This is a genomic window from Neotamlana laminarinivorans (assembly GCF_020523925.1).
GTDB classification, from domain to species: Bacteria; Bacteroidota; Bacteroidia; order Flavobacteriales; family Flavobacteriaceae; genus Neotamlana; species Neotamlana laminarinivorans.
In genome coordinates, this window is the sequence record NZ_JAJAPW010000001.1 from 273,216 (window position 1) to 297,766 (window position 24,551).

27 protein-coding genes are annotated in these 24,551 nt (G+C 30.4%); 19 read left to right on the forward strand and 8 right to left on the reverse strand.

Annotated elements, in window-relative coordinates:
* Window positions 1-2 precede the first annotated feature (2 nt).
* From LG649_RS01325 to dnaA, 3 genes are read right to left on the reverse strand one after another with little or no spacing between them, the layout of a single operon-like run.
* The gene (locus LG649_RS01325; RefSeq protein WP_226540127.1) at window positions 3-716 is read right to left on the reverse strand and encodes an SAM-dependent methyltransferase; all 714 of its coding nucleotides are present in this window, start codon (window positions 714-716) and stop codon (window positions 3-5) included.
* A 2-nt stretch (window positions 717-718) separates the two neighbouring features.
* A complete protein-coding gene (locus tag LG649_RS01330; RefSeq protein ID WP_226540128.1) occupies window positions 719-1,168 on the reverse strand; it encodes a low molecular weight protein-tyrosine-phosphatase in 450 nt (149 codons plus the stop codon).
* A 1-nt stretch (window position 1,169) separates the two neighbouring features.
* Window positions 1,170-2,597, reverse strand: a complete 1,428-nt coding sequence (gene dnaA, locus LG649_RS01335; protein WP_226540129.1) for a chromosomal replication initiator protein DnaA — start codon at window positions 2,595-2,597, stop codon at window positions 1,170-1,172.
* Between the two features lie 193 nt (window positions 2,598-2,790).
* Here dnaA and LG649_RS01340 point away from each other — a divergent pair, with 193 nt between their 5' ends.
* Window positions 2,791-3,189, forward strand: a complete 399-nt coding sequence (locus tag LG649_RS01340) for an acyl-CoA thioesterase (protein WP_226540130.1) — start codon at window positions 2,791-2,793, stop codon at window positions 3,187-3,189.
* 1 nt (window position 3,190) lies between these two features.
* Here LG649_RS01340 and LG649_RS01345 read toward each other — a convergent pair whose 3' ends face one another.
* The gene (locus LG649_RS01345) at window positions 3,191-3,799 is read right to left on the reverse strand and encodes an IMPACT family protein (protein WP_226540131.1); all 609 of its coding nucleotides are present in this window, start codon (window positions 3,797-3,799) and stop codon (window positions 3,191-3,193) included.
* Between the two features lie 6 nt (window positions 3,800-3,805).
* On the reverse strand, window positions 3,806-4,789 hold the full coding sequence (ribD, locus tag LG649_RS01350; RefSeq protein ID WP_226540132.1) for a bifunctional diaminohydroxyphosphoribosylaminopyrimidine deaminase/5-amino-6-(5-phosphoribosylamino)uracil reductase RibD: 984 nt from the start codon (window positions 4,787-4,789) through the stop codon (window positions 3,806-3,808).
* 33 nt (window positions 4,790-4,822) lie between these two features.
* Between ribD and LG649_RS01355 the strand changes: the two genes are divergently transcribed.
* The 5 genes from LG649_RS01355 (at window position 4,823) to LG649_RS01375 (ending at window position 9,945) form a co-directional block, all read left to right on the forward strand.
* Entirely contained in the window at window positions 4,823-5,314 is a 492-nt protein-coding gene (locus LG649_RS01355; RefSeq protein ID WP_226540133.1) for a GNAT family N-acetyltransferase, read from the forward strand.
* Window positions 5,311-6,168: a peptide chain release factor N(5)-glutamine methyltransferase gene (gene prmC / locus LG649_RS01360; protein ID WP_226540136.1), complete on the forward strand. Its 858-nt coding sequence runs from the start codon at window positions 5,311-5,313 to the stop codon at window positions 6,166-6,168. Before LG649_RS01355 ends, prmC begins: the two co-directional genes overlap by 4 nt.
* Window positions 6,165-8,165, forward strand: a complete 2,001-nt coding sequence (ligA, locus tag LG649_RS01365) for an NAD-dependent DNA ligase LigA (protein ID WP_226540137.1) — start codon at window positions 6,165-6,167, stop codon at window positions 8,163-8,165. Before prmC ends, ligA begins: the two co-directional genes overlap by 4 nt.
* A gap of 74 nt (window positions 8,166-8,239) precedes the next feature.
* A complete protein-coding gene (locus LG649_RS01370) occupies window positions 8,240-8,980 on the forward strand; it encodes a hypothetical protein (RefSeq protein ID WP_226540138.1) in 741 nt (246 codons plus the stop codon).
* 545 nt (window positions 8,981-9,525) lie between these two features.
* On the forward strand, window positions 9,526-9,945 hold the full coding sequence (locus tag LG649_RS01375; protein WP_226540140.1) for a hypothetical protein: 420 nt from the start codon (window positions 9,526-9,528) through the stop codon (window positions 9,943-9,945).
* On the opposite strand, the gene LG649_RS01380 is transcribed toward LG649_RS01375, so the two are convergent.
* The gene (locus LG649_RS01380) at window positions 9,937-10,854 is read right to left on the reverse strand and encodes a bifunctional metallophosphatase/5'-nucleotidase (RefSeq protein ID WP_226540142.1); all 918 of its coding nucleotides are present in this window, start codon (window positions 10,852-10,854) and stop codon (window positions 9,937-9,939) included. The two genes, LG649_RS01375 and LG649_RS01380, sit on opposite strands and share 9 nt — an antisense overlap.
* A 2-nt stretch (window positions 10,855-10,856) precedes the next feature.
* Window positions 10,857-11,612, reverse strand: coding sequence for a 5'-nucleotidase C-terminal domain-containing protein (locus LG649_RS01385; RefSeq protein WP_226540144.1), 756 nt, complete (start codon window positions 11,610-11,612; stop codon window positions 10,857-10,859).
* A 62-nt stretch (window positions 11,613-11,674) separates the two neighbouring features.
* Here LG649_RS01385 and LG649_RS01390 point away from each other — a divergent pair, with 62 nt between their 5' ends.
* From LG649_RS01390 to LG649_RS01450, 13 genes are all read left to right on the forward strand, one after another.
* The gene (locus tag LG649_RS01390; RefSeq protein ID WP_226540147.1) at window positions 11,675-12,193 is read left to right on the forward strand and encodes a DUF6913 domain-containing protein; all 519 of its coding nucleotides are present in this window, start codon (window positions 11,675-11,677) and stop codon (window positions 12,191-12,193) included.
* A gap of 1 nt (window position 12,194) precedes the next feature.
* Window positions 12,195-13,073 carry a 4-hydroxy-tetrahydrodipicolinate synthase gene (dapA, locus tag LG649_RS01395; RefSeq protein ID WP_226540148.1) on the forward strand — a complete coding sequence of 293 codons (879 nt, stop codon included), beginning with the start codon at window positions 12,195-12,197 and terminating at the stop codon, window positions 13,071-13,073.
* A gap of 117 nt (window positions 13,074-13,190) precedes the next feature.
* Window positions 13,191-14,042 (forward strand): outer membrane protein assembly factor BamD, encoded by an 852-nt coding sequence (locus tag LG649_RS01400; RefSeq protein ID WP_226540149.1) that lies wholly within the window; start codon window positions 13,191-13,193, stop codon window positions 14,040-14,042.
* 8 nt (window positions 14,043-14,050) lie between these two features.
* On the forward strand, window positions 14,051-14,377 hold the full coding sequence (locus LG649_RS01405) for a DNA-directed RNA polymerase subunit omega (RefSeq protein ID WP_226540151.1): 327 nt from the start codon (window positions 14,051-14,053) through the stop codon (window positions 14,375-14,377).
* Between the two features lie 11 nt (window positions 14,378-14,388).
* A complete protein-coding gene (gene coaBC, locus LG649_RS01410; RefSeq protein WP_226540153.1) occupies window positions 14,389-15,600 on the forward strand; it encodes a bifunctional phosphopantothenoylcysteine decarboxylase/phosphopantothenate--cysteine ligase CoaBC in 1,212 nt (403 codons plus the stop codon).
* The gene (gene porD / locus LG649_RS01415) at window positions 15,593-16,480 is read left to right on the forward strand and encodes a type IX secretion system protein PorD (protein ID WP_226540154.1); all 888 of its coding nucleotides are present in this window, start codon (window positions 15,593-15,595) and stop codon (window positions 16,478-16,480) included. Before coaBC ends, porD begins: the two co-directional genes overlap by 8 nt.
* 83 nt (window positions 16,481-16,563) lie before the next feature.
* Window positions 16,564-18,216, forward strand: a complete 1,653-nt coding sequence (gene recN / locus LG649_RS01420; protein ID WP_226540155.1) for a DNA repair protein RecN — start codon at window positions 16,564-16,566, stop codon at window positions 18,214-18,216.
* Between the two features lie 88 nt (window positions 18,217-18,304).
* Window positions 18,305-19,126, forward strand: a complete 822-nt coding sequence (locus LG649_RS01425) for an enoyl-ACP reductase FabI (RefSeq protein ID WP_226540156.1) — start codon at window positions 18,305-18,307, stop codon at window positions 19,124-19,126.
* A gap of 196 nt (window positions 19,127-19,322) precedes the next feature.
* A complete protein-coding gene (locus tag LG649_RS01430) occupies window positions 19,323-20,330 on the forward strand; it encodes a glycosyltransferase (RefSeq protein WP_226540157.1) in 1,008 nt (335 codons plus the stop codon).
* Window positions 20,327-21,286 carry a CdaR family protein gene (locus LG649_RS01435; RefSeq protein WP_226540158.1) on the forward strand — a complete coding sequence of 320 codons (960 nt, stop codon included), beginning with the start codon at window positions 20,327-20,329 and terminating at the stop codon, window positions 21,284-21,286. Before LG649_RS01430 ends, LG649_RS01435 begins: the two co-directional genes overlap by 4 nt.
* Entirely contained in the window at window positions 21,283-21,864 is a 582-nt protein-coding gene (coaE, locus tag LG649_RS01440) for a dephospho-CoA kinase (protein WP_226540159.1), read from the forward strand. Before LG649_RS01435 ends, coaE begins: the two co-directional genes overlap by 4 nt.
* A gap of 105 nt (window positions 21,865-21,969) precedes the next feature.
* On the forward strand, window positions 21,970-23,502 hold the full coding sequence (locus LG649_RS01445; protein ID WP_226540162.1) for a sensor histidine kinase: 1,533 nt from the start codon (window positions 21,970-21,972) through the stop codon (window positions 23,500-23,502).
* A 2-nt stretch (window positions 23,503-23,504) separates the two neighbouring features.
* Window positions 23,505-24,209, forward strand: coding sequence for a response regulator transcription factor (locus LG649_RS01450; protein WP_226540163.1), 705 nt, complete (start codon window positions 23,505-23,507; stop codon window positions 24,207-24,209).
* A 56-nt stretch (window positions 24,210-24,265) separates the two neighbouring features.
* Here LG649_RS01450 and LG649_RS01455 read toward each other — a convergent pair whose 3' ends face one another.
* Complete coding sequence (locus tag LG649_RS01455; protein ID WP_226540164.1) at window positions 24,266-24,505, reverse strand: hypothetical protein; 240 nt, start codon at window positions 24,503-24,505, stop codon at window positions 24,266-24,268.
* Between the last annotated feature and the right edge of the window lie 46 nt (window positions 24,506-24,551).

The following is a 24,551-nucleotide window of genomic DNA, read 5'->3' on the forward strand; positions in this document are numbered from 1 at the left end:
AGTTAGTTTTTGTGAATAATAAATATGGTAGGTCTTTTATGAAGGTCTACCATATTTTTTTTCCAGTAACTTGCTGTTTGAGTTTTTATATATTCAGTTGGTAAGGTGATGTCGCAAGCAATACAAATGTTTGTATTAGCATCTAGGTAATTAGCTAAATCTTCTAACATTTTGTTATTTCTATAAGGTGTTTCAATGAATAATTGCGATTGGTTTTGTTCAAACGACAAACGTTCTAATCGTTTTATTTCATTTTTTCTTTCGCTTTTATCGATAGGCAAATATCCATTAAAAGCAAAACTCTGTCCATTCATTCCAGAGCTCATCATGGCCATTAATATTGACGATGGACCAACTAGAGGGTTTACTTTTATGTTTTTTTGATGTGCAATTTTTACAATATCTGCTCCAGGATCTGCAACACCAGGGCAACCTGCGTCAGATAGTAATCCTATGTTTTTACCGTTTAGGCAAGGTGTTAAAAAATCAGGTAATTCACTTGTTTCTGTACGTTTATTTAATTCGAAAAGGATTAATGAGGGTTGTGACTTTTCAGGGCATATTTTTTTTATAAACCTACGTGCACTTTTAGTGTTTTCAACAATAAAATAGTCTGTGTTTTCAATTAGATGTTTTACTGTAATAGGTAAAACATCTAAAGGATTATTATCTCCTAAAGTGGTAGGAATTAAGTATAATTGCCCTAGAGCTGTCATATTTAAACAAGTTTATTTGCTATAGCTGTGCAGGCTTCATCTAACATATTGTAAACGTTTTTAAAGCCATCTTCACCACCATAATAGGGATCTGGAACGCTGTAGTTTTCGTTAGGATAAACTTCATTTAAAATCATAGAAACTTTGGCAATATCTTCATCGTTTCTAGCTAGTTTTATAACATTTTTAAAATTAGAATCATCCATAGCATAAATAAAATCGAAAGCATCAAAATCTTCAACTTTAAATTGGCGTCCTTGTAAATTAGAAATATCTAAACCATTTGTTTTTGCTATAGCCACAGAACGGATATCTGGTGTTGCTCCTATATGATAATTTGAAGTTCCTGCGGAATCAACAATAAAGTCATCAGATAATTTTTCTCTTAAAATACCTTCGGCTAGTGGAGAACGACAAATATTTCCCAAGCAAACCATAAGAATTTTAGTCATTTTAAACAGATAGTTTTTTGGTTATGTCTTCAACATACTTTTTAAACTGCTTGTCGGTAGAAGATAAATTATCAACCGTTTTGCAAGCATGTAAAACAGTTGCATGATCACGTTTTCCTATTTGAGAACCAATACTAGCTAAAGATGCTTTAGTAAACTTTTTTGCAAAAAACATGGCTAATTGTCTAGCTTGTACTATATGTCGCTTACGAGTTTTAGATTGTAACGTTTCTACATCCATTTGAAAATAATCTGAAACTACTTTTTGTATATAATCAATAGAAACCTCTCGCTTGGTGTTTTTTACAAATTTTTCAACAATTACACGGGCTAAATCTAGAGTAACTTCTTTTTTATTAAATGAGGATTGTGCAATTAATGAAATAATAGCTCCTTCAAGTTCTCGTACATTACTTTTAATATTTTTAGCAATGTAATCTATAATTTCATCTGGCATAATTACGCCATCTCTGTATAATTTATTTTTTAATATAGAAACTCGAGTTTCAAAATCGGGATTTTGTAATTCTGCGGATAACCCCCATTTGAAGCGAGATAGTAAGCGTTGTTCTATATCTTGCATGTCTACAGGAGCTTTATCACTAGTTAAAACAACTTGCTTACCGTTTTGGTGTAAGTGATTAAAAATATGGAAAAACACATCTTGTGTGCCACTTTTACCTGATAAAAATTGAACATCGTCAATAATTAAAACATCAATAATTTGATAAAAATGAATAAAGTCGTTACGGTTATTCTTTTTAACAGCTTCAATATATTGTTGTGTGAATTTTTCAGCAGAAATGTATAATACAGTCTTTTCAGGATATTTGTCTTTAATGTCTACTCCAATAGCATGAGCCAAATGGGTTTTTCCTAAACCAACGTTACCAAAAATTAATAGAGGGTTAAACGATGTTCCTCCTGGTTTAGCGGCAACAGCTAGTCCTGCACTTCTCGCTAAGCGGTTAGAGTCTCCTTCTAAAAAATTTTCAAAACTGTAATTTGGGTTAAGTTGCGATTCAATTTTTACATTACGAATACCTGGAATAATAAAAGGATTTTTTAACTCTCTACTTTTATTATTCAAGGGAATGTCTACGTCTTGAGATTTTACCGCAGTTCTATGTGAACTTGGTATTTTTTCAGTGAATGGTTGTTTATTGCCATAGGTGTTTTCCATTTTTATTATGTAAACTAACTTGGCAGTTTCACCTAATTCTTTAGTAAGCGCAACTTTTAAAATTTTAACATAGTGCTCTTCAAGCCACTCGTAAAAGAATTTACTTGGTACTTGTATACTCAGCGCGTTATCTGTGAGTTTTACTGCGACTATGGGTTCAAACCATGTTTTGTATGCTTGAGGCTGAATATTATCTTTTATAAAAAGGAGACAATTATTCCATACCGATTTCGCAGTTTTACTCATTTTTTTTATAAATTTCTTTAGGTTTTATTAAAGATAAGAATGACCGAAATTAAATTTCAATCCCCCCGTTAATAGCGAGGCAAATATGTGAACAAAATTCTAAAAAAAAAAATGAATACCTCTTGAATTTTAAGATTTTTTTTCTCATGTTTAACCAGCGATGTAAACTACGAAAAAATATTTAAAATTGTGTATGAAATTCGATAAAATACAAATAAGAGTGCGTTATGGGGAAACCGACCAAATGGGAGTGGTATACCACGGGAATTATGCATTATATCTAGAAATGGGAAGGGTTGAGTGGTTAAGAAAGTTAGGGATTTCTTACAAATCGATGGAAGATAACGGTATTATGTTACCTGTTGTTTCTTTAAATATAAATTATAAAAAATCGGCGGGTTATGACGAGTTAATTACGGTTAAAACCATGCTTAAAAATAGGCCAACTTCTAAGATAGAATTTGACTACGAAATAACCAATGAGAAGGGGGAAATATTGACCTTAGCAAGTACAACATTAGTTTTTGTTAGTATGAAAACTATGAGACCAATTAAAGCTCCAGATTATGTTTTAAATTTAATTGAAGATTAGTTTAAATTGCTTTGATTTTTACCTCGAAAATAGAATTAAAAATTTCAAATATTTTTTCAGATTCTGTTTTTCTAACAGAAATTGTTATTTGGCAATTTAATTCTAGTTTTTGGTTAATAATATTTATTTGGTGCTCTTTTATTCTGCGCATTACCACATTCATGTTTTTATAATCGAAAGTTATTAGGTAATTAATATTTATAGTTTTTTTAATAACCGTTGCGCTTTCTAATGCTAATTGTGCAGTTTGTCGGTAGGCATTAATTAATCCGCCAACACCTAATTTAACGCCGCCAAAATAACGAACCACTATTATTAAAATATTGGTAACGTTAAACGATTGTATTTGTCCGTAAATGGGCATACCTGCTGAATTGCTAGGTTCGCCATCGTCGTTTGCACGATAATGTATTTTTTCGGTGCCTATTTGGTAAGCATAACACCAATGTCTTGCCGAATGGTGTTCTTTTTTTACGATTTCTAAATTAAGTTTAACGTCATCTTCAGTTAAAACCGGAAAAGCATACCCAAAAAACTTGCTGTTTTTATCTTTAAATAAAACAGGTTCTGTTGGTTTGTTAATAGTTTGGTATGTGTCTTCGCTAATCAAAAAAAGTTATTTGTTTTGGTATATTTCTAGTATGTCTCCTGCAATGATTTCCTTAGAAGTTAATTCTCCTTTGAATTTAGGGGCTTCAACACCTTCATTAAAAACAACAGCGCCTTTAAAAACTCTAGCTTCATCCCAGAGACCTTCATTTATAAAGGTTTGCAATATTTTACTTCCGCCTTCAATTATAACGGAATTAATATTTGCATTAAATAGTTCGTTACAAATAGCCTTAGCGGTGTTTTCTTGCAAACTAATTGTTTCCGCTTCAGCGTTAAAAATATTGAGATTTTTAGGTAAACTGTTATTGTTATCAATTACAATTCTAATAGGATTTTGTCCAAGGAAATCTCTGGTTGTTAAGCTAGGGTTATCTGCTAGCACTGTGTTGTAGCCAACTAGAATAGCTTGTTCTTCGGCGCGCCATTTATGTACCAATTGTCTGGAAAAGGTATTTGTAATCCAAACAGGTTTTTGCTCGTTTTTTGTTTTAGGCGCAATAAAGCCATCTGCAGTTTGCGCCCATTTTAAAATAATGTACGGGCGTTTTTTATTGTGAAATGTAAAGAATCTTTTGTGTAACGATTTACATTCGGCTTCCAACACACCAACAGTAACATTACAGCCCGCTTCCATGAGTTTTTTTATGCCTTTTCCTGCTACTTTTTCGTTATCGTCAATACAACCTATAACAACATTTGGAATGTTGTGATGTATAATTAAATCGCTACATGGTGGTGTTTTACCATAATGCGAACATGGTTCGAGTGTTACATAAATAGTAGCTTCCTCGAGCAGGTTTTTATCTGTAACCGAGTTTATGGCATTTACCTCGGCATGACTACCGCCATAAGGACTTGTAAAACCTTCGCCAATAATTTTATTGTCTTTTACAATAACTGCGCCTACCATGGGGTTAGGTCTCGTTGTTCCTAAACCGTTTTTGGCTATTTCTATACAGCGTTTTATGTATTTTTCATGTATCTTCATCCCGTAAAATATCTACAAAAATATCATTTTAAAGTGAGTAAAGATAGTATAGTTATTAGAGAAATAGAACATCAAGATAATGAGCAACTTGAGGCTGTAATACGCGCCTGTTTTCACGAGTTTAAAATTCCGCTAGAAGGTACAGCGTATACCGATCCTGAGACTAAAAAAATGTATGAAGCCTATCAAAATAGTAACGATGTATATTTTATTATTGAAGAAAATGGTGAAGTGTTAGGCGGCGGCGGCGTAAAACCGTTGCAAGATTCAAATGGTGATATATGTGAAATACAAAAAATGTATTTTTCACCTAAAGTTAGAGGTAAAGGTTACGGGAAACAACTTTTTGGTAAATGTGTTGAAGCTGCGAAGCAACTGGGTTATAAGCAATGTTATTTAGAGTCTGCATCTCAATTAAAAGCGGCTATACATATTTACGAAAATTTTGGTTTTAAACACTTGCAAGGTGCATTGGGAAATACAGGTCATTTTTCTTGTGGCGTGTGGATGATTAAAGATTTATGAAATTAAAACCCATACAACATACGTTTTTAAAACGTTTAGCTGCGTTTTATTCTTCGGAAGAAATTAATGCGTTTTATTATGAGTTAATTGAATTCTATTTTGGCATTTCTAGAATTAACTTAGCGTTAAATCCAGATGTTGAAGTTGATGATGCATCAAAATTAAATGAAGCTTTAAAAGACTTAGAAGCACAAAAACCGATACAATATATTATTGGTGAAACCGAGTTTTATGGTTTAAAGTTCAAGGTGTCTCAATCTGTTTTAATTCCGCGTCCAGAAACCGAAGAATTAATAAGTTGGATAATAAACGATTGTAAAGACGCGTCTGCCAAAATAAATATTCTTGATATTGGTACAGGTAGCGGTTGCATTGCTGTTTCCTTAGCCAAAAACTTACCAAATGCTAAAGTTTATGCGCTAGATGTTTCCGCGGAAGCGTTAAAAATAGCGAAACAAAATGCAGAGTTAAACCATGTAGATATTGAGTTTATTGAGGATTCCATTTTAGATGTTAAGCATTCAAAATTACTTTCGGAGGATTTAAAATTTGATGTAATTGTTTCCAATCCGCCATACGTTCGTGAGCTTGAAAAAGAATTAATGAAACCCAATGTTTTGGAGAACGAACCGCATTTAGCTTTGTTTGTGGATAATGATAATCCTCTATTATTTTACAAAGCAATTACAAATTTTGCTGTTAATAAGTTATATAAAAATGGTTCGTTGTTTTTTGAAATCAATGAGTATCTTGGGCAAGATATGAAGGCTTTACTAAATTTAAATTTTAATGAAGTTGAATTAAAAAAAGACATTTTCGAAAAAGATAGAATGATAAAAGGTGTTTTAAAATGAATGATGTAAAACAAAAAATTGAAGCTTTAAGAAACGAGTTACGCCAACATAATTACAATTATTATGTGTTAGATAACGCCACGATATCAGATTATGATTTTGATATTAAGTTGAAGGAATTACAAGCACTTGAAGATAAACATCCGGAGTTTTTTGATGCCAATTCGCCAACACAACGTGTAGGAGGAGAAATAACTAAAAACTTTGAAACTATTCCGCATGAGTTTAGAATGTATTCTCTAGATAATTCTTACTCAAAAGAAGATTTAGAAGACTGGGAAAAACGCATAAAAAAACTTGTTGATGGAGTAATTGAATACACCTGCGAACTAAAATACGATGGCGCATCTATTAGTTTAACTTACGAAAATGGAAAACTTACAAAAGCAGTTACACGTGGCGATGGTTTTCAAGGCGATAATGTAACAGCTAATGTAAAAACAATAAAATCGGTCCCTTTACATTTAAAAGGCGATTATCCTCCAAAATTCGACATTCGTGGTGAAATTATTTTACCTTTTGATGGGTTTAATAAAATGAATGAAGAGCGTATAGAAATAGGCGAGGAACCTTACCGAAACCCAAGAAATACAGCATCTGGTAGTTTAAAATTACAAGATAGTGCAGAAGTAGCAAAGCGTCCTTTGGAGTGTTTGCTATATAATTTAACTGGAAATAATTTAGGTGTTGCTACACAATTTGAAAGTTTAGAAAAAGCCCGCCAATGGGGATTTAAAGTGCCAAACGCCGCAAAACTAGCAAAAAGTGTTGATGAAGTTTTAGAGTTTATAGATTACTGGAACGAAGAACGCCATGCTTTGCCATACGAAACCGATGGTGTCGTTATTAAAGTTAACAATTTACAACAACAAGAGGAATTAGGTTACACAGCTAAAGCACCGCGATGGGCCATGGCTTATAAATTTAAAGCCGAACAAGTATCTACAAAATTAAATAGTATAACTTACCAAGTTGGTCGAACAGGAGCTATAACACCTGTTGCTAATTTAGAACCTGTAGAGCTTGCAGGTACAACCGTAAAAAGAGCTTCGTTGCATAATGCCGACCAAATTGAAAAACTTGATATTCGAGTTAACGATACGGTTTATGTAGAAAAAGGTGGTGAGATTATACCAAAAGTTTTAGGAGTAGATATGTTGCAGCGACCAATAAATTCTGAACCAACAAAATATATTACGCATTGCCCAGAATGTGGAACTGAATTAATTAGAAAAGAAGGAGAAGCACAACATTATTGCCCTAATTTTAATGGATGTAATCCTCAAATTATTGGGCGTATTCAGCATTTTATATCTAGAAAAGCTATGGATATTGATGGTTTAGGCGGCGAAACTGTTGCGCTTTTAGTAAATAATGGGTTAATTAATAATTATTCCGATTTGTATGAACTAACTAAAGAGCAAGTAATTCCTTTAGAGCGTATGGCAGAAAAAAGTGCCGATAATTTAATTAAAGGTATTGAGCTATCTAAACAAATTCCTTTTGAGCGCGTTTTGTATGCTTTAGGTATTCGATATGTAGGGGAAACTGTTGCAAAAAAATTAGCGAAGCACTATAAAAGTATTGATGCTTTAATGATGGCAACAGAAGAAGAATTAGTAAACGTTGATGAAATAGGCGTAAAAATAGCAGAGAGCGTAGTAGCGTTTTTTACTTCAGAAGAAAACAAAACTATTGTTGAAAGGTTAAAAGAATTTGGAGTTCAGTTAGAATTATCTGAAGAAGCTTTACAAGGGCAAACAAATTTACTTGAAGGACAATCTATAGTTGTTTCTGGAGTTTTTGAAACCGTTTCTAGAACTGAATTAAAAAAGCTGATAGAAGATAATGGAGGTAAGGTAAGTAGTTCTATTTCATCTAAAACTAGTTTTATTGTTGCCGGCGATAAAATGGGACCAAGCAAGAAAGAAAAGGCAGAAAAATTGAAAATAAATCTACTTTCTGAAAGTGAATTTTTACAAAAAATTAACATTTAATTTATAAAACATATTAGTTACTAATTATTTAGCAATTTTTTTTATGTTTGTTATTAATATTGATGAATATTAATATGAAAATTACAAAAGTACTAATAGGTTTATTAATAGTATGTTATGTTTGTTTTACTTTTTATGAAGTACTAGGTAATTACGACCTTTCAATTATTTTTGATAATTTACTCGTTCCAATAATAACAATAGGTTATTTTTTTGCTTTAAAAAAGAAAAGTCTTTGGGTTTCTTTATTTCTAATATTTTATTCTGTTTCAGATTTATTGGCAATTTGTTTTAATGTTGTTCTTAACAACTATAGCTTAAATACTAATTTAGTTTTATCTTACGATTATTATTTGGCTAACCTTCTTTATGATTTAGCACATATATTTTTAATTTTTGAAATAGCTAAATATTTATCTTTAAAATTTGTTTTAAAAAACCTGAAACTTCACCTTATAGTTTTAGTTTTATTAAATATATATTTAGCCTATGTGATACAAATGGTTTCGGAGTCTAATTACACATTTCCATTTGAAAATATTTTAGAATTAACATATAATGTTATTGTCTTATCTCTGCTTTCAATAGCTTTACTGAGTTATCTTTATCAAGACAACAGGAAATCCTTGTTTTTATTTCTAGGAGCTTTATGTATTGTTTTTTCTGAAATAATGGACATTGCCTTTATATATGTTAAAGAAGTCTCTTTAATACATATTTTAGGTACTAGTTTTACTGTTTTAGCTTTTTTACTTGTTTATAAACAATCTTATTTTACAAATAGTTCTAGAGGGTATAATTTAATACGCCGTTAATCATACTTTTTACCTTATTGTACAATTTCTACAAATTAAGAGATAAATTATAGAGGTCCATCTCGTTTTCAAAATTATAAACCTGAGAATGGTTTTAAAAATCCGATAAAATACAATTTTATAAAAATAATCGACGAAATGTTGCTTTTTAAGGTTGTAATTCGTGTTTTATTGTATATTTGTTTTAACCTACTTATACATTTATTTTGAAAAATTTGTCCCTACCAGTTTTTAGCAAGCTTGTGTTTACTATTTTTATTACACTATTAATTTGTAATTTTATTGGTGCTTTTACAGAAAACCCAATAATTAATAAATTTACTTTTTTATTACTTATTCCTTTATTTTCAATCACTTTTTTGTGGCGATTTCAAAAACTAAATCTAGCTGTTTTAGCTTTTCTTAGTTTTTCTTTGTTAGGGAATTTAAGTACTATTTTTTTAAAAGATACATTTACTGGTTTATTTTCCAACGGTTTTCATTTATTAAGCTTCATAAGTTTAATTTTATTGGCGTTGCAAAGTCTTAAGTTAAAAAGAATAGATATGGTAGTAGGCGGGTATTTAATTTTAGTGCTTTCTATAAATTTATATCTTTTATATTCTCTTTATAAGTTTTTGATTGATATAATGTTAAATGACTTAGCAGTTAAAATTTTTGCTGTAAAAAGTTTAGCATTAATCATTTTAGCTTCGGTTGCTTTTGGAGCTTATTTAAGTTATCAAACTAAAAAGGCAATATTATTTTTAATAGCAACTGCTTGTTTTGGCTTTGCTGCTATTTTAGAATATTTAAATAGTTATTATTCTAGTACGTTAAGCTTTTTAATGGTAGATAGAATATTATACATAGTAGGTGTTTACTTTATATTTAGATATGCTATAGCAGAAGCCGTAGTGGATATTAAGAAAGATATCATGAAAAATAAAATGAAGCCTTATTTTAATAAAGGTGTTCTAAACTAAAATTGAGGCACCATTAGCTGTTTTATTATTATTACTATCAAAATAAAAATCTATTTTTCCTAGATATAATCCATAACACCCCACTTGATTTACAAGTACATTTTTGTCAATAGCATTTTTTGCTATTGTTGGTTTTGGTAAAAATGTATGTGTATGTCCGCCAATTATTAAATCAATATTTTGTGTAGCTTCAGCTAGTTTTAAATCACTAATTTTATTTGGGTTGTTTTTGTAATGGTAGCCTAAATGCGATAAACAAATTATTAAATCGCATTTTTCATTTTCTTTTAATATGCGGGTCATATCTTGAGCAATTTCAATGGGGTCAAGATATTTTGTTTCTTTGTACAAATTTGGAGCAACTAAGCCATTTAGTTCTATGCCTAAGCCAAAAACTCCAATTTTAATCCCTTGTTTTAAAAACGTTTTATAAGGCTTTGTATGCGTGTCTAAAACGGTATTTGTAAAATCATAATTAGCACATATAAAATCGAATTTTGCATGAGGTAATTGAGCAAAAAGTCCATCTACACCATTATCAAAATCATGGTTTCCAATAGTAGATGCATCATATTTAAGTTTACTCATTAGTTTAAACTCTAATTCGCCTCCGTAATAGTTAAAATAAGGTGTGCCTTGAAAAATATCGCCAGCGTCTAAAAGTAAGGTGTTCGGGTTCTCATTTCTGTAGTTATCAATTAGAGTTGCTCTTCTGGCTACACCTCCTTTATTTGCGTTTCTCCCATCTTCAGGTCCAAAAGCATCTATGTGGCTATGTACATCGTTGGTGTGTAAAATTGTAATTTTTGTGTTTTTTTTAGCTTCAGTAAACGATGAAAGCCCTAATCCGCCTAAAGTAATTAATGCAGAACTAGCAGCAGTTTGTTGTAAAAAGTCTCTACGTTTCATAATTATTTTATTTGGATGAATCTGTCGTCTTGAGTTGGTTGTATTGTATCATTTTTTATAAAATTGTCAATTAAAGCATTTCTAATTTTATAATTTAAATCATATAGCGAATCATTGGTTTTGAAAAAGCTCATATTATCACCACCATTGTATAAATAATCGTTTGTGGCAACGTAATAAACTTTATCTGTAATTGGTTCTCCTTTAATTTTGGCATCAATAATTTTATAATCTGTATTTAGGCTAAGTTTTAGCTGAGATATTGGGTGCGCTTTTTTGGATTTTGATAGGTACGAAACTAAATCTTCTACTTGAGGCTTTTTTAAGGCAACCACTACAATACTGTTTTCAAAAGGCATCAACTCAAAAGCTGTTCGTTTAGATATGTTTCCTTTTGATAAAATCGAGCGAATACCTCCATAATTAAGTAAAACCATATCTATTTCTTTTCCTGTTCTACTTTTAAAAATCGGGTTAGATTCTTGGTAAACAGCATCGGCCATAAAGTTGCCAATGGCGGTGTTTAATTCACCATCAGATTTAGTATAGGTATCTGCTGAATATGCGATTACACTATCTAAATCGTTTTGAATATGTGTTCTGTATGGTTTAATGTAGGCTTCAATATCAGGGCTTGCTTCAATAGTATTATTAATTTCTACACGTTTGCCTTCAATTTTGGTTAAATGTAATTTGTTTTGTTTACAGCTAGTTAGTGCTAAAAAATATAACAAAACCAATAAAAATGTTATCCTCATTTTTTTACAAGATTTTTTGAATGTACTTTTGCTACCTTTGCGAAAGAAAAGCATAAAGGTAAATGATTTTACAGGGTTTTAAAGAAAAATCTAATAAAAAGTACTTGAACAAATTGTTATCAAACAGAGAAACTAATGTAACTGATGACAAAGTTGAGAGTCTTGGTATAGTTGTAAATGTTGATGAATTTGATGATATTGAGCAATTTGTAAATTTCTCTGAAACTATAAATATTAGATCTAACAAATTAAAAATTATAACTTTTTCTGAGAATGAAAAAGAGGATTTATTGTCCTGGGACTCTTGTTTTAATCCAGCAGATTTTGGGTGGAATGGCTCTATAAAAAACACAGAATTAGACACCTTAATTAGTAAAAATTTTGACTTATTAATTAGTTATTATACCAAAAACATAACAGAAATTAAACTAATTACTGCATTAAGTAAAGCAAAATTTAAGATTGGTATTTACCAAGAAGACGAACGTTTAAACGATTTAATAATTAAAACAACAGTAAAAGAATTTAATCTTTTTAAAGACGAGGTAATAAAATATCTCACCATATTAAATAAAAATTAAAATGAGTAAAAAGTTTTTAGGAACTGGAGTAGCATTAGTTACACCTTTTAATTCAGATTTATCAATTAATCATGAAGCCTTAACAAATATTGTAAATTTCAATATTGAAAATGGTGTAGAGTACTTAGTAGTTTCTGGTACAACAGCAGAAAGTGTTACTATTACAAAAGACGAAAAAAAGGCTATTACAGCTACAGTTGCCAAAGCTAACAACGGTCGTGTGCCTTTAGTTTTAGGCATCGGTGGTAACAATACTATGCAAGTTATAGAAGAAATAAAATCTACCGATTTAAGTAATATTGATGCTATTTTATCAGTTTCTCCATATTATAGTAAACCAACTCAAGAAGGTTTTTATCAACATTTTAAGGCAATTTCAGAAATTTGTCCTGTAGATATTATTTTATATAATGTACCAGGACGAACTGCTAAAAATATGGAACCAGAAACAACTATTCGTCTGGCAAAAGATTTTAAAAATATTATAGCAGTAAAAGAAGCAGGAAACAATGTCTCTCAATATTTAACGTTAATTAAAAATAAACCTGAGGATTTTATGGTTATTTCTGGTGATGACGATTTAGCCTTAGGTATTGTATTAGCTGGTGGTTCTGGAGTAATTTCGGTAATTGGCCAAGGGTATCCCAAGGAGTTTTCAGAAATGATTCGTTTAGGTTTAGCAGGAAATTCTAAAGACGCTTACAAGATTCACTACAAATTAATGGATGTTATAGCATATATATTTGAAGAAAATAACCCTGCAGGAATAAAAGCTGTTTTTGAAGCTTTAGGGCTTTGTAAAAGTACTGTAAGGTTGCCTTTAGTACCAGCAAGTAATGCCTTAAAAAGTAAAATTAACGATTTTGTAAAACAGTTTTAAGGGTGTTAAATATTACTTAAACCTTGTTAATGGTGAGTTTAAGCTATTATTTTAGCAATGAAATTATATTTTTAAATTCCATATTAATACCTTAATTTTGCAAACTGTTTAAGATTTATGAGAAATTTTTTTTATATAGTAATTGTTTTTACCTTTTTTACAAGTTGTAGTGAATATCAAAAGGCTTTGAAGTCTGAAGAGATTGCAACCAAATTTAAATTAGGGGAAGAGTTATACAATGCAGGAAAGTATGCTAAGGCAAATAAACTTTTTGCTCAAATAGTACCAGAATACAGAGGGAAGCCACAAGCAGAAAAATTAATGTTTTTGTATTCTAATTCTTTGTACAAAATGAAGGATTATTACACAGCAGGTTATCAGTTTGAGCGTTTTGTATCTAGTTATCCAAACAGTGAAAAAGTTGAAGAGGCAGCCTTTTTAGCAGTTAAAAGTTACTATATTTTATCGCCTGTTTATTCAAAAGATCAAACAGAAACTATTAGCGCAATAGAGAAATTACAAGAATTCATAAATTTATATCCTGAATCTAAATACGCAAGCGATGCTAATAAGTTAGTTCAAGAGTTAGATTTAAAACTTCAGCGTAAAGCTTTTGAAATTGCTAAACAATACAAGCTAATAGCACCAGGATATTCAAAAGATTTTAATGCAGCAATTAAATCTTTTGACAATTTTTTGTTTGATTACCCAGGAACACCTTTTAGAGAAGAAGCTATGTTTTTAAAACTAGATTCTATGTATCAATTAGCAATAAACAGTAGAGAATACACAAATTCGGTTCAAGAAGGGTTTAAACACATAAGAAAAGAACGCTTAGTTAACGCCTTAGACTATTCAGAAACATTTAAAAAATCATATGCTAATTCAGAGCATATTGAAACGGTAAATGCTATGATTGTTGAGCTAGATGAAGCATTAAAAAATTATAACAGTACAAAAGTTAATTAAAGACCAATATGGATTTAAAGAAAACCACTGCGCCTGTAAATACGGTAACGTACGACAGAAACCAAATTGATGAGCCAACATCAAATATTTACGAAGCAATTTCTATTATTGCACGTCGTTCTGAGCAAATTAATACAGAAATAAAAAAAGAACTTATTGATAAGTTAGAAGAATTTGCAACTTATAATGATAGTTTAGAAGAAATTTTTGAAAACAAAGAGCAAATTGAGGTATCTAAATTTTATGAAAAATTACCTAAACCTCATGCTTTAGCCGTTCAAGAATGGTTAACAGATAAAATTTATTTTAGAAATACAGAGGAAGACGCTCAGTAAAAAAATCTAAAATGTCAATATTAAGCGGCAAAAACATACTATTAGGTATTAGTGGTGGTATTGCCGCTTACAAAACAGCTTCACTTGTTAGGTTATTTATTAAATCTGGTGCAAATGTAAAGGTTGTACTAACACCTGCTGCCAAAGATTTTATAACACCTTTAACCTTATCAACTTTATCAAAAAATCCAGTTCATTCGTCTTTTACAAATGAAGAAGATGATAATGATGTTTGGACAAATCATGTAGATTTAGGCCTATGGGCAGATTTAATGATTATTGCTCCAGCAACAGCTAATACAATGTCTAAAATGGCTAACGGGGTATGCAATAACTTGCTTTTAGCAGTTTATTTATCTGCAAAATGCCCAGTATATTTTGCTCCAGCAATGGATTTAGATATGTATAAGCATCCTTCAACTTTAACAAGTTTTAATAAGCTTAAATCCTTTGGTAATATAATAATTCCTGCAACTAGTGGTGAATTAGCCAGCGGATTAGTAGGCGAGGGGCGTATGGCAGAGCCAGAAGATATAGTTTCTTTTATAGAAAACGATATTTTAAACAAATTACCACTTAAGGGTAAAACTGTTATAATAACGGCAGGACCAACTTACGAAGCTATAGATCCTGTTCGTTTTATAGGAAACCATTCCAGCGGAAAAATGGGGTTTGAAATTGCCAAAGCAGCTGCAAATAAAGGCTCTAAAGTAATTTTAATAACGGGGCCAACATATCAAACCGTAAAACATAGTTTAATAGATGTTGTTCCGGTTGTAAGTGCGGAAAATATGTATGAAGCTGTACATAAATATTTTAATAATTCAGATGTAGCTATTTTATCTGCTGCAGTTGCCGACTTTACTCCAAAAGAAGTCGCCTTAAATAAAATAAAAAAGAGCAGCGATACGTTAACTATAGAGTTAACTAAAACTAAAGATATTTTAGCATCGCTAGGTAAAATTAAAAAGCATCAATATTTAGTTGGTTTTGCTCTTGAAACTAATAACGAATTAGAAAATGCAAAAGGTAAATTAAAACGTAAAAATTTAAATTTAATTGTTTTAAATTCGTTAAACGATAAGGGAGCAGGTTTTAAAGGGAATACGAATAAAGTTACGTTTATAGATAAAGATGAAAACATAACAGCATTCGAATTAAAATCTAAAACAGAAGTTGCTAACGATTTGTTAAACAGAATTATAACTCAAATAAATGCGTAGTTTTACTTTAATTTTTGTGCTTTTTTTAAGCCTTGGTGCTTTTTCTCAAGAGTTAAATTGTAATTTGGTAGTAAATGCGCAACAAACAGGAAACGAAAACTTACCTATTTTTAAAACCCTAGAAAGACAACTTACCGAATTTGTTAATAAAACAAAATGGACAAAAAAAACATTTAAAACTCAAGAGCGTATAAATTGTAATTTTATTATTAATGTCTTGCAATATAGCAACGAATCTTTTCAAGCCAATTTACAAGTACAATCTACACGTCCGGTTTATGGTTCGTCGTTTAACACACCTGTTTATAGTTTTAACGATACCGATTTTAATTTCAATTACTTAGTAAATCAAAATCTAGTATTTAACCCAAATCAATTTCAAAATAATTTAGTTTCGGTAATCGCTTATCATATTTACATGATTTTAGCTTTAGATGCTGATACTTTTGAAGAGCAAGGCGGTAGCGAATATTACAATCAAGCTCAAGTAATTGTAAATTATTCGCAACAAAGTAATTATACGGGTTGGAAGTTAGAAGATGGTTTACAAAGCCGTTTTACACTAATAAATAATGTGCTTTCTCCAACTTATAAAGAATATCGCGAAGTATTATATAATTACCATCGAAATGGGTTGGATGTCATGGCCGAAAATGTGAAAAAAGGAAAAGAAGAAATAGCCTCGTCACTTTTAAAGTTTAATACTATGAATAGCCGCAGGCCAAATTCTTTTATTTTAAGAACATTTTTTGATGCTAAGGCAGATGAGATTGAACAAATTTTTTCAAACGGACCAAGTGTAGATATTGTAAAATTAAAAGAATCATTGCCAAAAATTGCGCCACTTCATAGTAGTAAATGGCAAAATATTAAATTCTAAATATTTATAATTAACAGTAATTCAGTTATTAAAACAATAAGTTTGTGTTTTAATGATTAATACTTAAAAATTGTTAAAAAAGTATGCTAACCTCACTTTCTATAAAAAACTATGCTCTAATCGATCATTTAAAAGTAGATTTTAATGATGGTTTTTCCATAATCACCGGTGAAACCGGAGCAGGTAAATCAATTTTACTAGGTGGTTTATCCTTAATTCTTGGTAAAAGAGCAGATTTAAGTAGTTTAAAAGATGACTCTAAAAAATGTGTTATTGAGGCTGTTTTTAATATTTCAAAATACAAATTAAAAGGATTATTTAAAGCAGAAGATTTCGATTATGAAGAACACACCATAATTAGAAGAGAAATTTTACCTTCAGGAAAATCAAGAGCCTTTGTAAACGATTCGCCGGTAAACTTAAGTAGTTTACAATTACTCGGAGAAAGATTAATAGATATACATTCGCAGCATCAAACCATGCAATTAACCGATAATAATTATCAGTTTCAGGTTATTGATGCTTTAGCAAAAAACGATAAAAATTTAGAAGATTATAAAACAGAACTAAAAGCGTACAAAAAGCTTCAAAAAGAATATAATGAGCTTTTAACCTTTCAGTCTGAGGCTATAAAAGAACACGATTACAATACGTTTTTACTAAATGAGCTAAACGAAGCTAATTTGGTTGATGGTGAGTTAAAATCTTTAGAAGAAGAATACGAAACACTTAATAATATTGAAAATATTCAAGAAAAATTAGGTGAAGCACATAATTTGTTAAACGATGAGCAAGTAGGCGCACTTACATCTTTAAACGAATTAAAAAATGTATTACAAAAATTGACTGGCTATTCTAATAAATATGAAGACATTTATAACCGTGCAGAAAGCAGTTTTATTGAGTTAGACGATATTTTTTCAGAAATTAGCAGCTTACAAGAAAGCTTAGATACAGACCCCAATAGGTTAGAAGTTGTAAATGCCAAGTTAAAAGCAATAAATAACTTATTGCAAAAACATGTGGTTAGCGAAGTTTCAGAACTTATAGAAATTAAAAATCAGCTTGAAGAAAAAGTTTCAGTTACCGAAAACTTAGATGAAACCATTAAAAAAAAGCAAGCTGAAATCAGTTCTAAAACAAATGTTTTAAACACAATAGCTAAAACCATACACGATAAACGCGAAAGTGTTATTCCTAAACTAAAAAAACAACTTGAAACTATTTTAAGTAGTTTAGGTATGGCTAATGCACAATTTAAAATAGAATTAAATTTAACAACAAGTTATTTACCTAATGGTAAAGACGAACTTTTGTTTTTATTTTCAGCCAATAAAGGTGGTAATTTTAACGAATTAAAAAAGGCAGCATCTGGCGGAGAGTTATCTAGAATTATGCTCGCTATCAAGTCGGTTTTAGCAAATTATATACAATTACCAACCATAATGTTTGATGAGATTGATACGGGAGTTTCTGGCGAAATATCAAACAAAATGGGCGATATTATGTTACAAATGAGCAAAACAATGCAAGTGTTTTCAATAACACACTTACCACAAGTAGCTGCTAAAGGGCATTCTCATTTTAAAGTATATAAAGAAGATGTCAACGAGGTAACCCAAACCAATTTAGTAAAATTAAACCACGACGAGCGTATTGTAGAAATAGCGCAAATGCTTGGTGGTGTAGAAATGTCATCTTCCGCAATAGCACATGCTAAAGAATTACTAAATTAAACAAAAGGTAAAACACTAAAGTAAAAAGTTTGTTACCTTTGGCGAAAATTATATAACTAAAAAACTAACGACTTTAACAAAAATAAATATGTCATTTAATTTATTAAAAGGAAAAAAAGGAATCATATTTGGAGCTTTAGACGAGAATTCAATTGCTTGGAAAACAGCAGAGCGTGTTCATGAAGAAGGAGGAGAGTTTGTATTAACAAATGCACCAGTTGCCATGCGAATGGGACAAATAAAAGAATTAGCCGAAAAAACAGGTTCTCAAATTATACCTGCCGATGCAACATCTGTAGAAGATTTACAAAAACTTATTGACCAATCCATGGAAATTCTGGGCGGTAAAATAGATTTCGTTCTACACTCAATAGGCATGTCTATCAATGTTAGAAAAGGAAAACATTACACCGATCAAAATTACGACTGGACGCAAAAAGGAACAGATGTTTCAGCCATGTCTTTTCATAAATTAATGCAAACACTTTACAAAAGCGATGCCATGAACGAGTGGGGTAGCATTGTAGCATTAACCTACATGGCTGCACAACGCGTATTTCCAGATTATAACGATATGGCCGATAACAAAGCATATTTAGAAAGTGTAGCCCGTAGTTTTGGTTATTTCTTTGGTCGCGATAAAAAAGTAAGAGTAAATACTATTTCTCAATCACCAACACCAACAACAGCAGGAAGCGGTGTAAAAGGTTTCGATGGTTTTATATCATACGCCGATAAAATGTCGCCGCTTGGTAACGCAACAGCTATGGATTGTGCAAACTACACAGTAGCCATGTTTAGCGATTTAACAAAACGTGTAACCCTACAAAATCTTTACAACGATGGTGGATTTAGCAACATGGGTGTAAGCGATGCTGTAATGAGCACATTTACCGGAGAAGAGCAATAAAATCTCAGTAATAAACACACAAAAGCCACCCATTTAAGGTGGCTTTTTTTGTTACATTTGTTATATAAAAATAATTAGGGCATTACCCCGTTTTATTACGGGGTCGGGCTTTCGCTACTCGCTGCCTCCTGCGTCGGCGAGCTCAAACAAGCCGCTCAATCCCTAATGCAACAACCAGTTAAGTAAAGTGCAAAACATGAAATTACAGTTTTCTTTTATAATTCCGGTTTACAACCGCCCTAACGAAACCCAAGAACTATTAGAAAGTTTTAAAGGTTTACAAGGTAACAAGGATTTCGAAATTGTAATAGTAGAAGATGGCTCAACAATAACCTCAAAACAAGTTGTAAATAATTTTAACAACTATTTAAATATAGCCTATTATTTTAAAGAAAACTCAGGCCCAGGCGATTCCAGAAATTTCGGTATGCAAAAAGCAAAAGGTAATTATTTTATTATTTTAGATTCCGATTGTGTTTTGCCAAGTAATTATTTAAACCAAGTAAAACAAAGTTTAAATAACAATTATGTCGATTGTTTTGGTGGGCCAGATGCAGCACATCAATCGTTTTCAAGTTTGCAGAAAGCCATTAATTTTTCAATGACATCATTTATAACAACCGGTGGAATTAGAGGAAATAAAAACAGTGTCGATAAATTTCAGCCAAGGAGCTTCAACATGGGGTTATCTAAAAAAGCTTTTTTAGCCTCAAAAGGGTTTGGTAATATTCACCCAGGTGAAGATCCCGATTTAACCATTAGGTTATGGAAACTCGGTTTTAAAACTAAGCTAATTCCAGAAGCTTATGTGTTCCATAAACGCCGAATTTCTTGGAAAAAATTTTATACTCAAGTTAAAAAATTTGGTTTAGTTCGCCCAATTTTAAACAAATGGCATCCATCAACAAAAAAAATAACATATTGGTTTCCAACACTTTTTAGTTTAGGGTTATGTATTGCCGTAATATTAGCTTTTCTGGGAATTTATTGGGCGCTTTTTTGCTATATTTTTTACTATTTAATGGGCTTTTTTGTAGCTTTAGTTTCAACAAAAAAATTAAATGTAGCATTGTTGGCATTGTTGGCTATAACCATTCAATTTATAGGTTATGGTTACGGATTTTTAAAATCCACAATAGTAGTTAGTATTTTAAATAAAGAACCAGAAGCGTATTTTCCGTATTTATTCTTTAAAAACAAATGATAAAAAAACTTAAATCTGAAATTATAAAATCTCATAAAAATAAGAGAATTAATGTGTTCTTTTTGTTTTTGTTATTTGCGTTTATAATTCTAATTTTCAGTAAACTATCTAAAACATATACAAATACGTTAGCATTTGAAATAAATAAAAAAAACGTGCCAGACGAATATATAATTTTAAATGATAGTGCTAAACTAAATATAACACTTACAACACATGGTTTTAAGTGGTTAAAATATTTAACATCGCAACCTAAAATAACTATAGATTTTAGTAAAGATGTTTACAAAGAAAATGGAGTTTTTGTATGGAGTAAATCGGCTTCATTTTTAAATAATACGCAATTTTCTAGCGAGGTGGAATTATTAAATATATCACCCAATAAGTTAACCTTTAAGTTTGATGTAAATCAAGTTAAAAAAGTACCAGTATTGGTTAAAGCTAATATTAATTTTGTTCCAGGATATAATACCGCTAATTCTATTATAGCAGAACCAGATTCTGTTACTATTATTGGGCCTAATGTAATAGTTTCCAAAATTAAAGCAATAGAAACTCAACCTTCAAGTTTTAAAGAAATTCGATCTAATTTAAACGAAGAAGTTAAACTAAAACTTCCAGAAAATACTGCCGATTTAAAATTTTCTGCTAAGACAGTAAAATTAAAAGCAGATGTAGAAAAGTTTACAGAAGGCAACCTAGGCATTCCTGTTACCATAATTAACAAACCTAAAAATGTTACATTAAAATATTTTCCTAAATCTGTAAATGTTCAGTATAGTGTAAGTTTAAGCAATTATAGTAAGGTTACAGTTAAAGATTTTAAGGTAGTTTGCGATTATTCAAAATTAAATACTAAACAACCATTTTTAATACCAGAATTAGTAAAACAACCAAGTATTGTTAAAAATGCTAAAATAAATCAGCAACGTGTAGAATTTATACAAATAAAATGATAATAGTTGGATTAACAGGAGGTATTGGAAGCGGAAAAACCACGGTTGCTAAAGAATTTAAAAAATTAGGTATACCCATTTATATTGCAGATGACGAAGCTAAAAAACTCATGCACAAATCAAAAATAATAAAACGAAAATTAATTCAATTGTTTGGTAGTGAGTCTTATATTGATGGTGAATTAAATCGTCCGTTTATAGCTAATATTATATTTAATAATAAAAGTTATTTGGATAAAATGAATGCCATAATACATCCAAGAGTAGCAAGGCATTTTGAAAAATGGGTGCTAAAACAAAAATCGCCTTATGTTATTAAGGAAGTCGCTATTTTATTTGAAAATGGTGGAGATAAAGCTTGTGATTACGTAATAACTGTTACCGCAGATATGGAAACAAGAATACAAAGGTTGTTAAATAGAGATAATACCACCAAAGAAAAAATACAAGCCATTATAAATAATCAATTATCTGATAGCGAAAAAATAAAAAAATCACATTTTGTAATTAAAAATACCACATTACAGAGTATTAAAATTCAGGTTGAAAAAATTCATAAAAAACTATTAAACGAATAAAGATTTCTCATTTTGTTAATGTAAGGTTAAAAATAAAATTTCTAAATGTTAAAATGTTAATTTTGAATAATGAGGAAGAGAATTTTTATCCTACTCATTATACTAATGAGTTTGTCGCTTATAGGTATTATATCTATTCAGGCGTATTATATTAATAATTCGGTAAAGAATGAAAAGGAACATTTTAAATTTAATGTTTTAACTGCATTAAATTATGTTTCTAATATTATTGAAGAAAATGAGTTAGAATCGGCTTTTAAAACCTTTAAAAAATTAGATAATGAAAAGGTTTTAGATTCTACAAACGTTTCGCAATTATTAGTTTATAGAAAAAACAATAATACAAACGAAACACTTATTTATAAAAGTAATGTACTTGAAGAGAATTATAAATTATCTTCATCGCTCTTTGACATTGGTTTAGATAGTCTTGATATTACAAATATTATAGGAAACTCAACAACCGAGGTTTTTACAGACTTAAGTCCTTCAGATAAAGATTTAAAAAGTCCAATTACTAACATTATTCGTAATGGTTCAATTGACGAAGCCCAGCGTATTAATTTTGAAAAAAGTTATAAAGCAATTTCTAAGGCAACACCAATATATAAGCGTGTTACAGAGGCTGAAATAAGGTCTTTATTATCCGAAAGGCTAAAAAAGGATGGTATTGATATAAATTTCGAGTTGGCTATTTACAGTAATGATTTGGCAACTAAGGTTAGTAGTGATAATTTTGAATACGATCCAAAGTCAACTTTTAAGGTTCCTATTTTTTATGATGAAAACAGGCAAACACCATACAGACTTTTAGTTAATTTCCCAGACGATAGTAAATACATATTATCAGGTGTAATTGGCATGATTTTATTATCTGTAGTGTTTACATTGGTAATTATTTTGGCTTACACTAGTGCTATTTTTCAGTTGGTTAAACAACGCAAAATATCACAAATTAAAAGTGATTTTATTAATAACATGACGCATGAGTTTAAAACACCAATTGCCACAATAAATTTAGCTTTAGACGCTATTAAAAATCCTAAAATCATTAACGACGAAACCAAAGTGTTGCGTTATTTAAAAATGATTAAAGATGAAAATAAGCGTATGCATGCGCAAGTTGAAAACGTATTAAGAATATCTAAACTTGAAAAAAACGAGTTAAACATTAGTAAGGAACGTGTTAAGCTGCACGATTTAATTATAGATGCAATTACGCACGTAGAGTTAATTGTAGAAGATAGACAAGGGTATATAAAAACCTTTTTAAATGCCGATAAATCTTCGGTTTTAGCCAACGAAACTCACTTTACTAATGTAATTGTTAATATTTTGGATAATGCTGTAAAGTATTCTCCAAATGCACCAGAAATAGAAGTTCATACAGAAAATGTTGGAACTAATATTGTTTTAAAAGTTAAAGATCATGGTAGCGGCATGAGTAAAGCTGTTGCTAAGCGTGTTTTCGAAAAATTTTATAGAGAACACACCGGAAATATACATAATGTAAAAGGTCACGGTTTAGGGTTGGCCTATGTTAAAAGAATTGTAGAAGACCACCAAGGTCATATATCAGTAGAAAGTGAAAAAGACAAAGGAAGCACCTTTATTATAAAGCTTCCACTAATATCTTAAATATGGAAGAGCAAAAGAAAAGAATTTTACTAGTTGAGGACGATCCTAATTTTGGAACCGTTCTTAAAGATTACTTAATGATGAATGATTATGAGGTAACACATGCTAAAAACGGTATGGAAGGCTTTGAAAAGTTTAAAAAAGACGATTTCGATTTATGCATTCTAGACGTAATGATGCCTTATAAAGATGGGTTTACGTTAGCCAAAGAAATTCGCGAAAAAAACACTGATGTTCCCATAATATTTTTAACCGCCAAAACAATGAAAGAAGATGTTTTAAAAGGTTATAAAGTAGGAGCAGACGATTATTTAAATAAGCCATTTGATAGCGAAGTACTTTTAATGAAAATTAAAGCTATAATGCAACGTAAGGCTACCGAAACTATTTCAGATAGTAAGCAATTCGAGTTTAAAATTGGAAAATTCGATTTAAATTCAAAATTACGTTTCTTAAAATTCAATGGCGGAGATCCTGTAAAATTATCTCCAAAAGAAAACGAATTACTACGTTTATTAGCATTACATGAAAACGATTTAATGCCAAGAGAATTAGCTTTAACTAAAATTTGGAGAGACGACAATTATTTCACATCTAGGAGTATGGATGTTTACATTGCCAAATTGCGTAAGTATCTTAAGTTGGACGAGAAAGTTGAAATTTTAAATATACACGGCGAAGGCTTTAGGTTAGTAATTAACGAATAACAAAACCTATAAAAATAAAAAATCCGGTGTAAACCGGATTTTTTATTTAAAAAAAACTATTCAGCGTTATAAACTTGTCCTCTATGAGGTTTTAAGGCATCTCTTATGGGTTTCATTTCCGCCTCATTTACAACTAAAAAAGCAATAGTATGTACATCGCTTATAGTTTTGTAGCCTGTAATGTTAACGTCAAGTTTTTCTAATTTTATATATTCTTTTAAATGAATTTCATGATGTTTCGCTGTGTTTTCAGCATTAGGTCCGTAAAAATCCCAAATTAATTTAAGGTCTCTCATGTTTAGCAAATTTTAACTGCAAATTTAAATTAAATCTAACCTAAAA

What these genes read in the sequence shown, in the direction of transcription:
- dapA (WP_226540148.1), top strand. Translation starts at nt 12,195, where the DNA reads ATGAGTAAAAAGTTTTTAGGAACTGGAGTAGCATTAGTTACACCTTTT.
- LG649_RS01400 (WP_226540149.1), top strand. Translation starts at nt 13,191, where the DNA reads ATGAGAAATTTTTTTTATATAGTAATTGTTTTTACCTTTTTTACAAGT.
- LG649_RS01385 (WP_226540144.1), bottom strand. Translation starts at nt 11,612, where the DNA reads ATGAGGATAACATTTTTATTGGTTTTGTTATATTTTTTAGCACTAACT.
- LG649_RS01430 (WP_226540157.1), top strand. Translation starts at nt 19,323, where the DNA reads ATGAAATTACAGTTTTCTTTTATAATTCCGGTTTACAACCGCCCTAAC.
- LG649_RS01375 (WP_226540140.1), top strand. Translation starts at nt 9,526, where the DNA reads ATGGTAGTAGGCGGGTATTTAATTTTAGTGCTTTCTATAAATTTATAT.
- LG649_RS01325 (WP_226540127.1), bottom strand. Translation starts at nt 716, where the DNA reads ATGACAGCTCTAGGGCAATTATACTTAATTCCTACCACTTTAGGAGAT.
- LG649_RS01380 (WP_226540142.1), bottom strand. Translation starts at nt 10,854, where the DNA reads ATGAAACGTAGAGACTTTTTACAACAAACTGCTGCTAGTTCTGCATTA.
- LG649_RS01450 (WP_226540163.1), top strand. Translation starts at nt 23,505, where the DNA reads ATGGAAGAGCAAAAGAAAAGAATTTTACTAGTTGAGGACGATCCTAAT.
- LG649_RS01445 (WP_226540162.1), top strand. Translation starts at nt 21,970, where the DNA reads ATGAGTTTGTCGCTTATAGGTATTATATCTATTCAGGCGTATTATATT.
- LG649_RS01405 (WP_226540151.1), top strand. Translation starts at nt 14,051, where the DNA reads ATGGATTTAAAGAAAACCACTGCGCCTGTAAATACGGTAACGTACGAC.
- dnaA (WP_226540129.1), bottom strand. Translation starts at nt 2,597, where the DNA reads ATGAGTAAAACTGCGAAATCGGTATGGAATAATTGTCTCCTTTTTATA.
- coaE (WP_226540159.1), top strand. Translation starts at nt 21,283, where the DNA reads ATGATAATAGTTGGATTAACAGGAGGTATTGGAAGCGGAAAAACCACG.
- ribD (WP_226540132.1), bottom strand. Translation starts at nt 4,789, where the DNA reads ATGAAGATACATGAAAAATACATAAAACGCTGTATAGAAATAGCCAAA.
- prmC (WP_226540136.1), top strand. Translation starts at nt 5,311, where the DNA reads ATGAAATTAAAACCCATACAACATACGTTTTTAAAACGTTTAGCTGCG.
- coaBC (WP_226540153.1), top strand. Translation starts at nt 14,389, where the DNA reads ATGTCAATATTAAGCGGCAAAAACATACTATTAGGTATTAGTGGTGGT.
- LG649_RS01370 (WP_226540138.1), top strand. Translation starts at nt 8,240, where the DNA reads ATGAAAATTACAAAAGTACTAATAGGTTTATTAATAGTATGTTATGTT.
- LG649_RS01390 (WP_226540147.1), top strand. Translation starts at nt 11,675, where the DNA reads ATGATTTTACAGGGTTTTAAAGAAAAATCTAATAAAAAGTACTTGAAC.
- LG649_RS01330 (WP_226540128.1), bottom strand. Translation starts at nt 1,168, where the DNA reads ATGACTAAAATTCTTATGGTTTGCTTGGGAAATATTTGTCGTTCTCCA.
- porD (WP_226540154.1), top strand. Translation starts at nt 15,593, where the DNA reads ATGCGTAGTTTTACTTTAATTTTTGTGCTTTTTTTAAGCCTTGGTGCT.
- ligA (WP_226540137.1), top strand. Translation starts at nt 6,165, where the DNA reads ATGAATGATGTAAAACAAAAAATTGAAGCTTTAAGAAACGAGTTACGC.
- LG649_RS01425 (WP_226540156.1), top strand. Translation starts at nt 18,305, where the DNA reads ATGTCATTTAATTTATTAAAAGGAAAAAAAGGAATCATATTTGGAGCT.
- LG649_RS01455 (WP_226540164.1), bottom strand. Translation starts at nt 24,505, where the DNA reads ATGAGAGACCTTAAATTAATTTGGGATTTTTACGGACCTAATGCTGAA.
- LG649_RS01340 (WP_226540130.1), top strand. Translation starts at nt 2,791, where the DNA reads ATGAAATTCGATAAAATACAAATAAGAGTGCGTTATGGGGAAACCGAC.
- LG649_RS01435 (WP_226540158.1), top strand. Translation starts at nt 20,327, where the DNA reads ATGATAAAAAAACTTAAATCTGAAATTATAAAATCTCATAAAAATAAG.
- recN (WP_226540155.1), top strand. Translation starts at nt 16,564, where the DNA reads ATGCTAACCTCACTTTCTATAAAAAACTATGCTCTAATCGATCATTTA.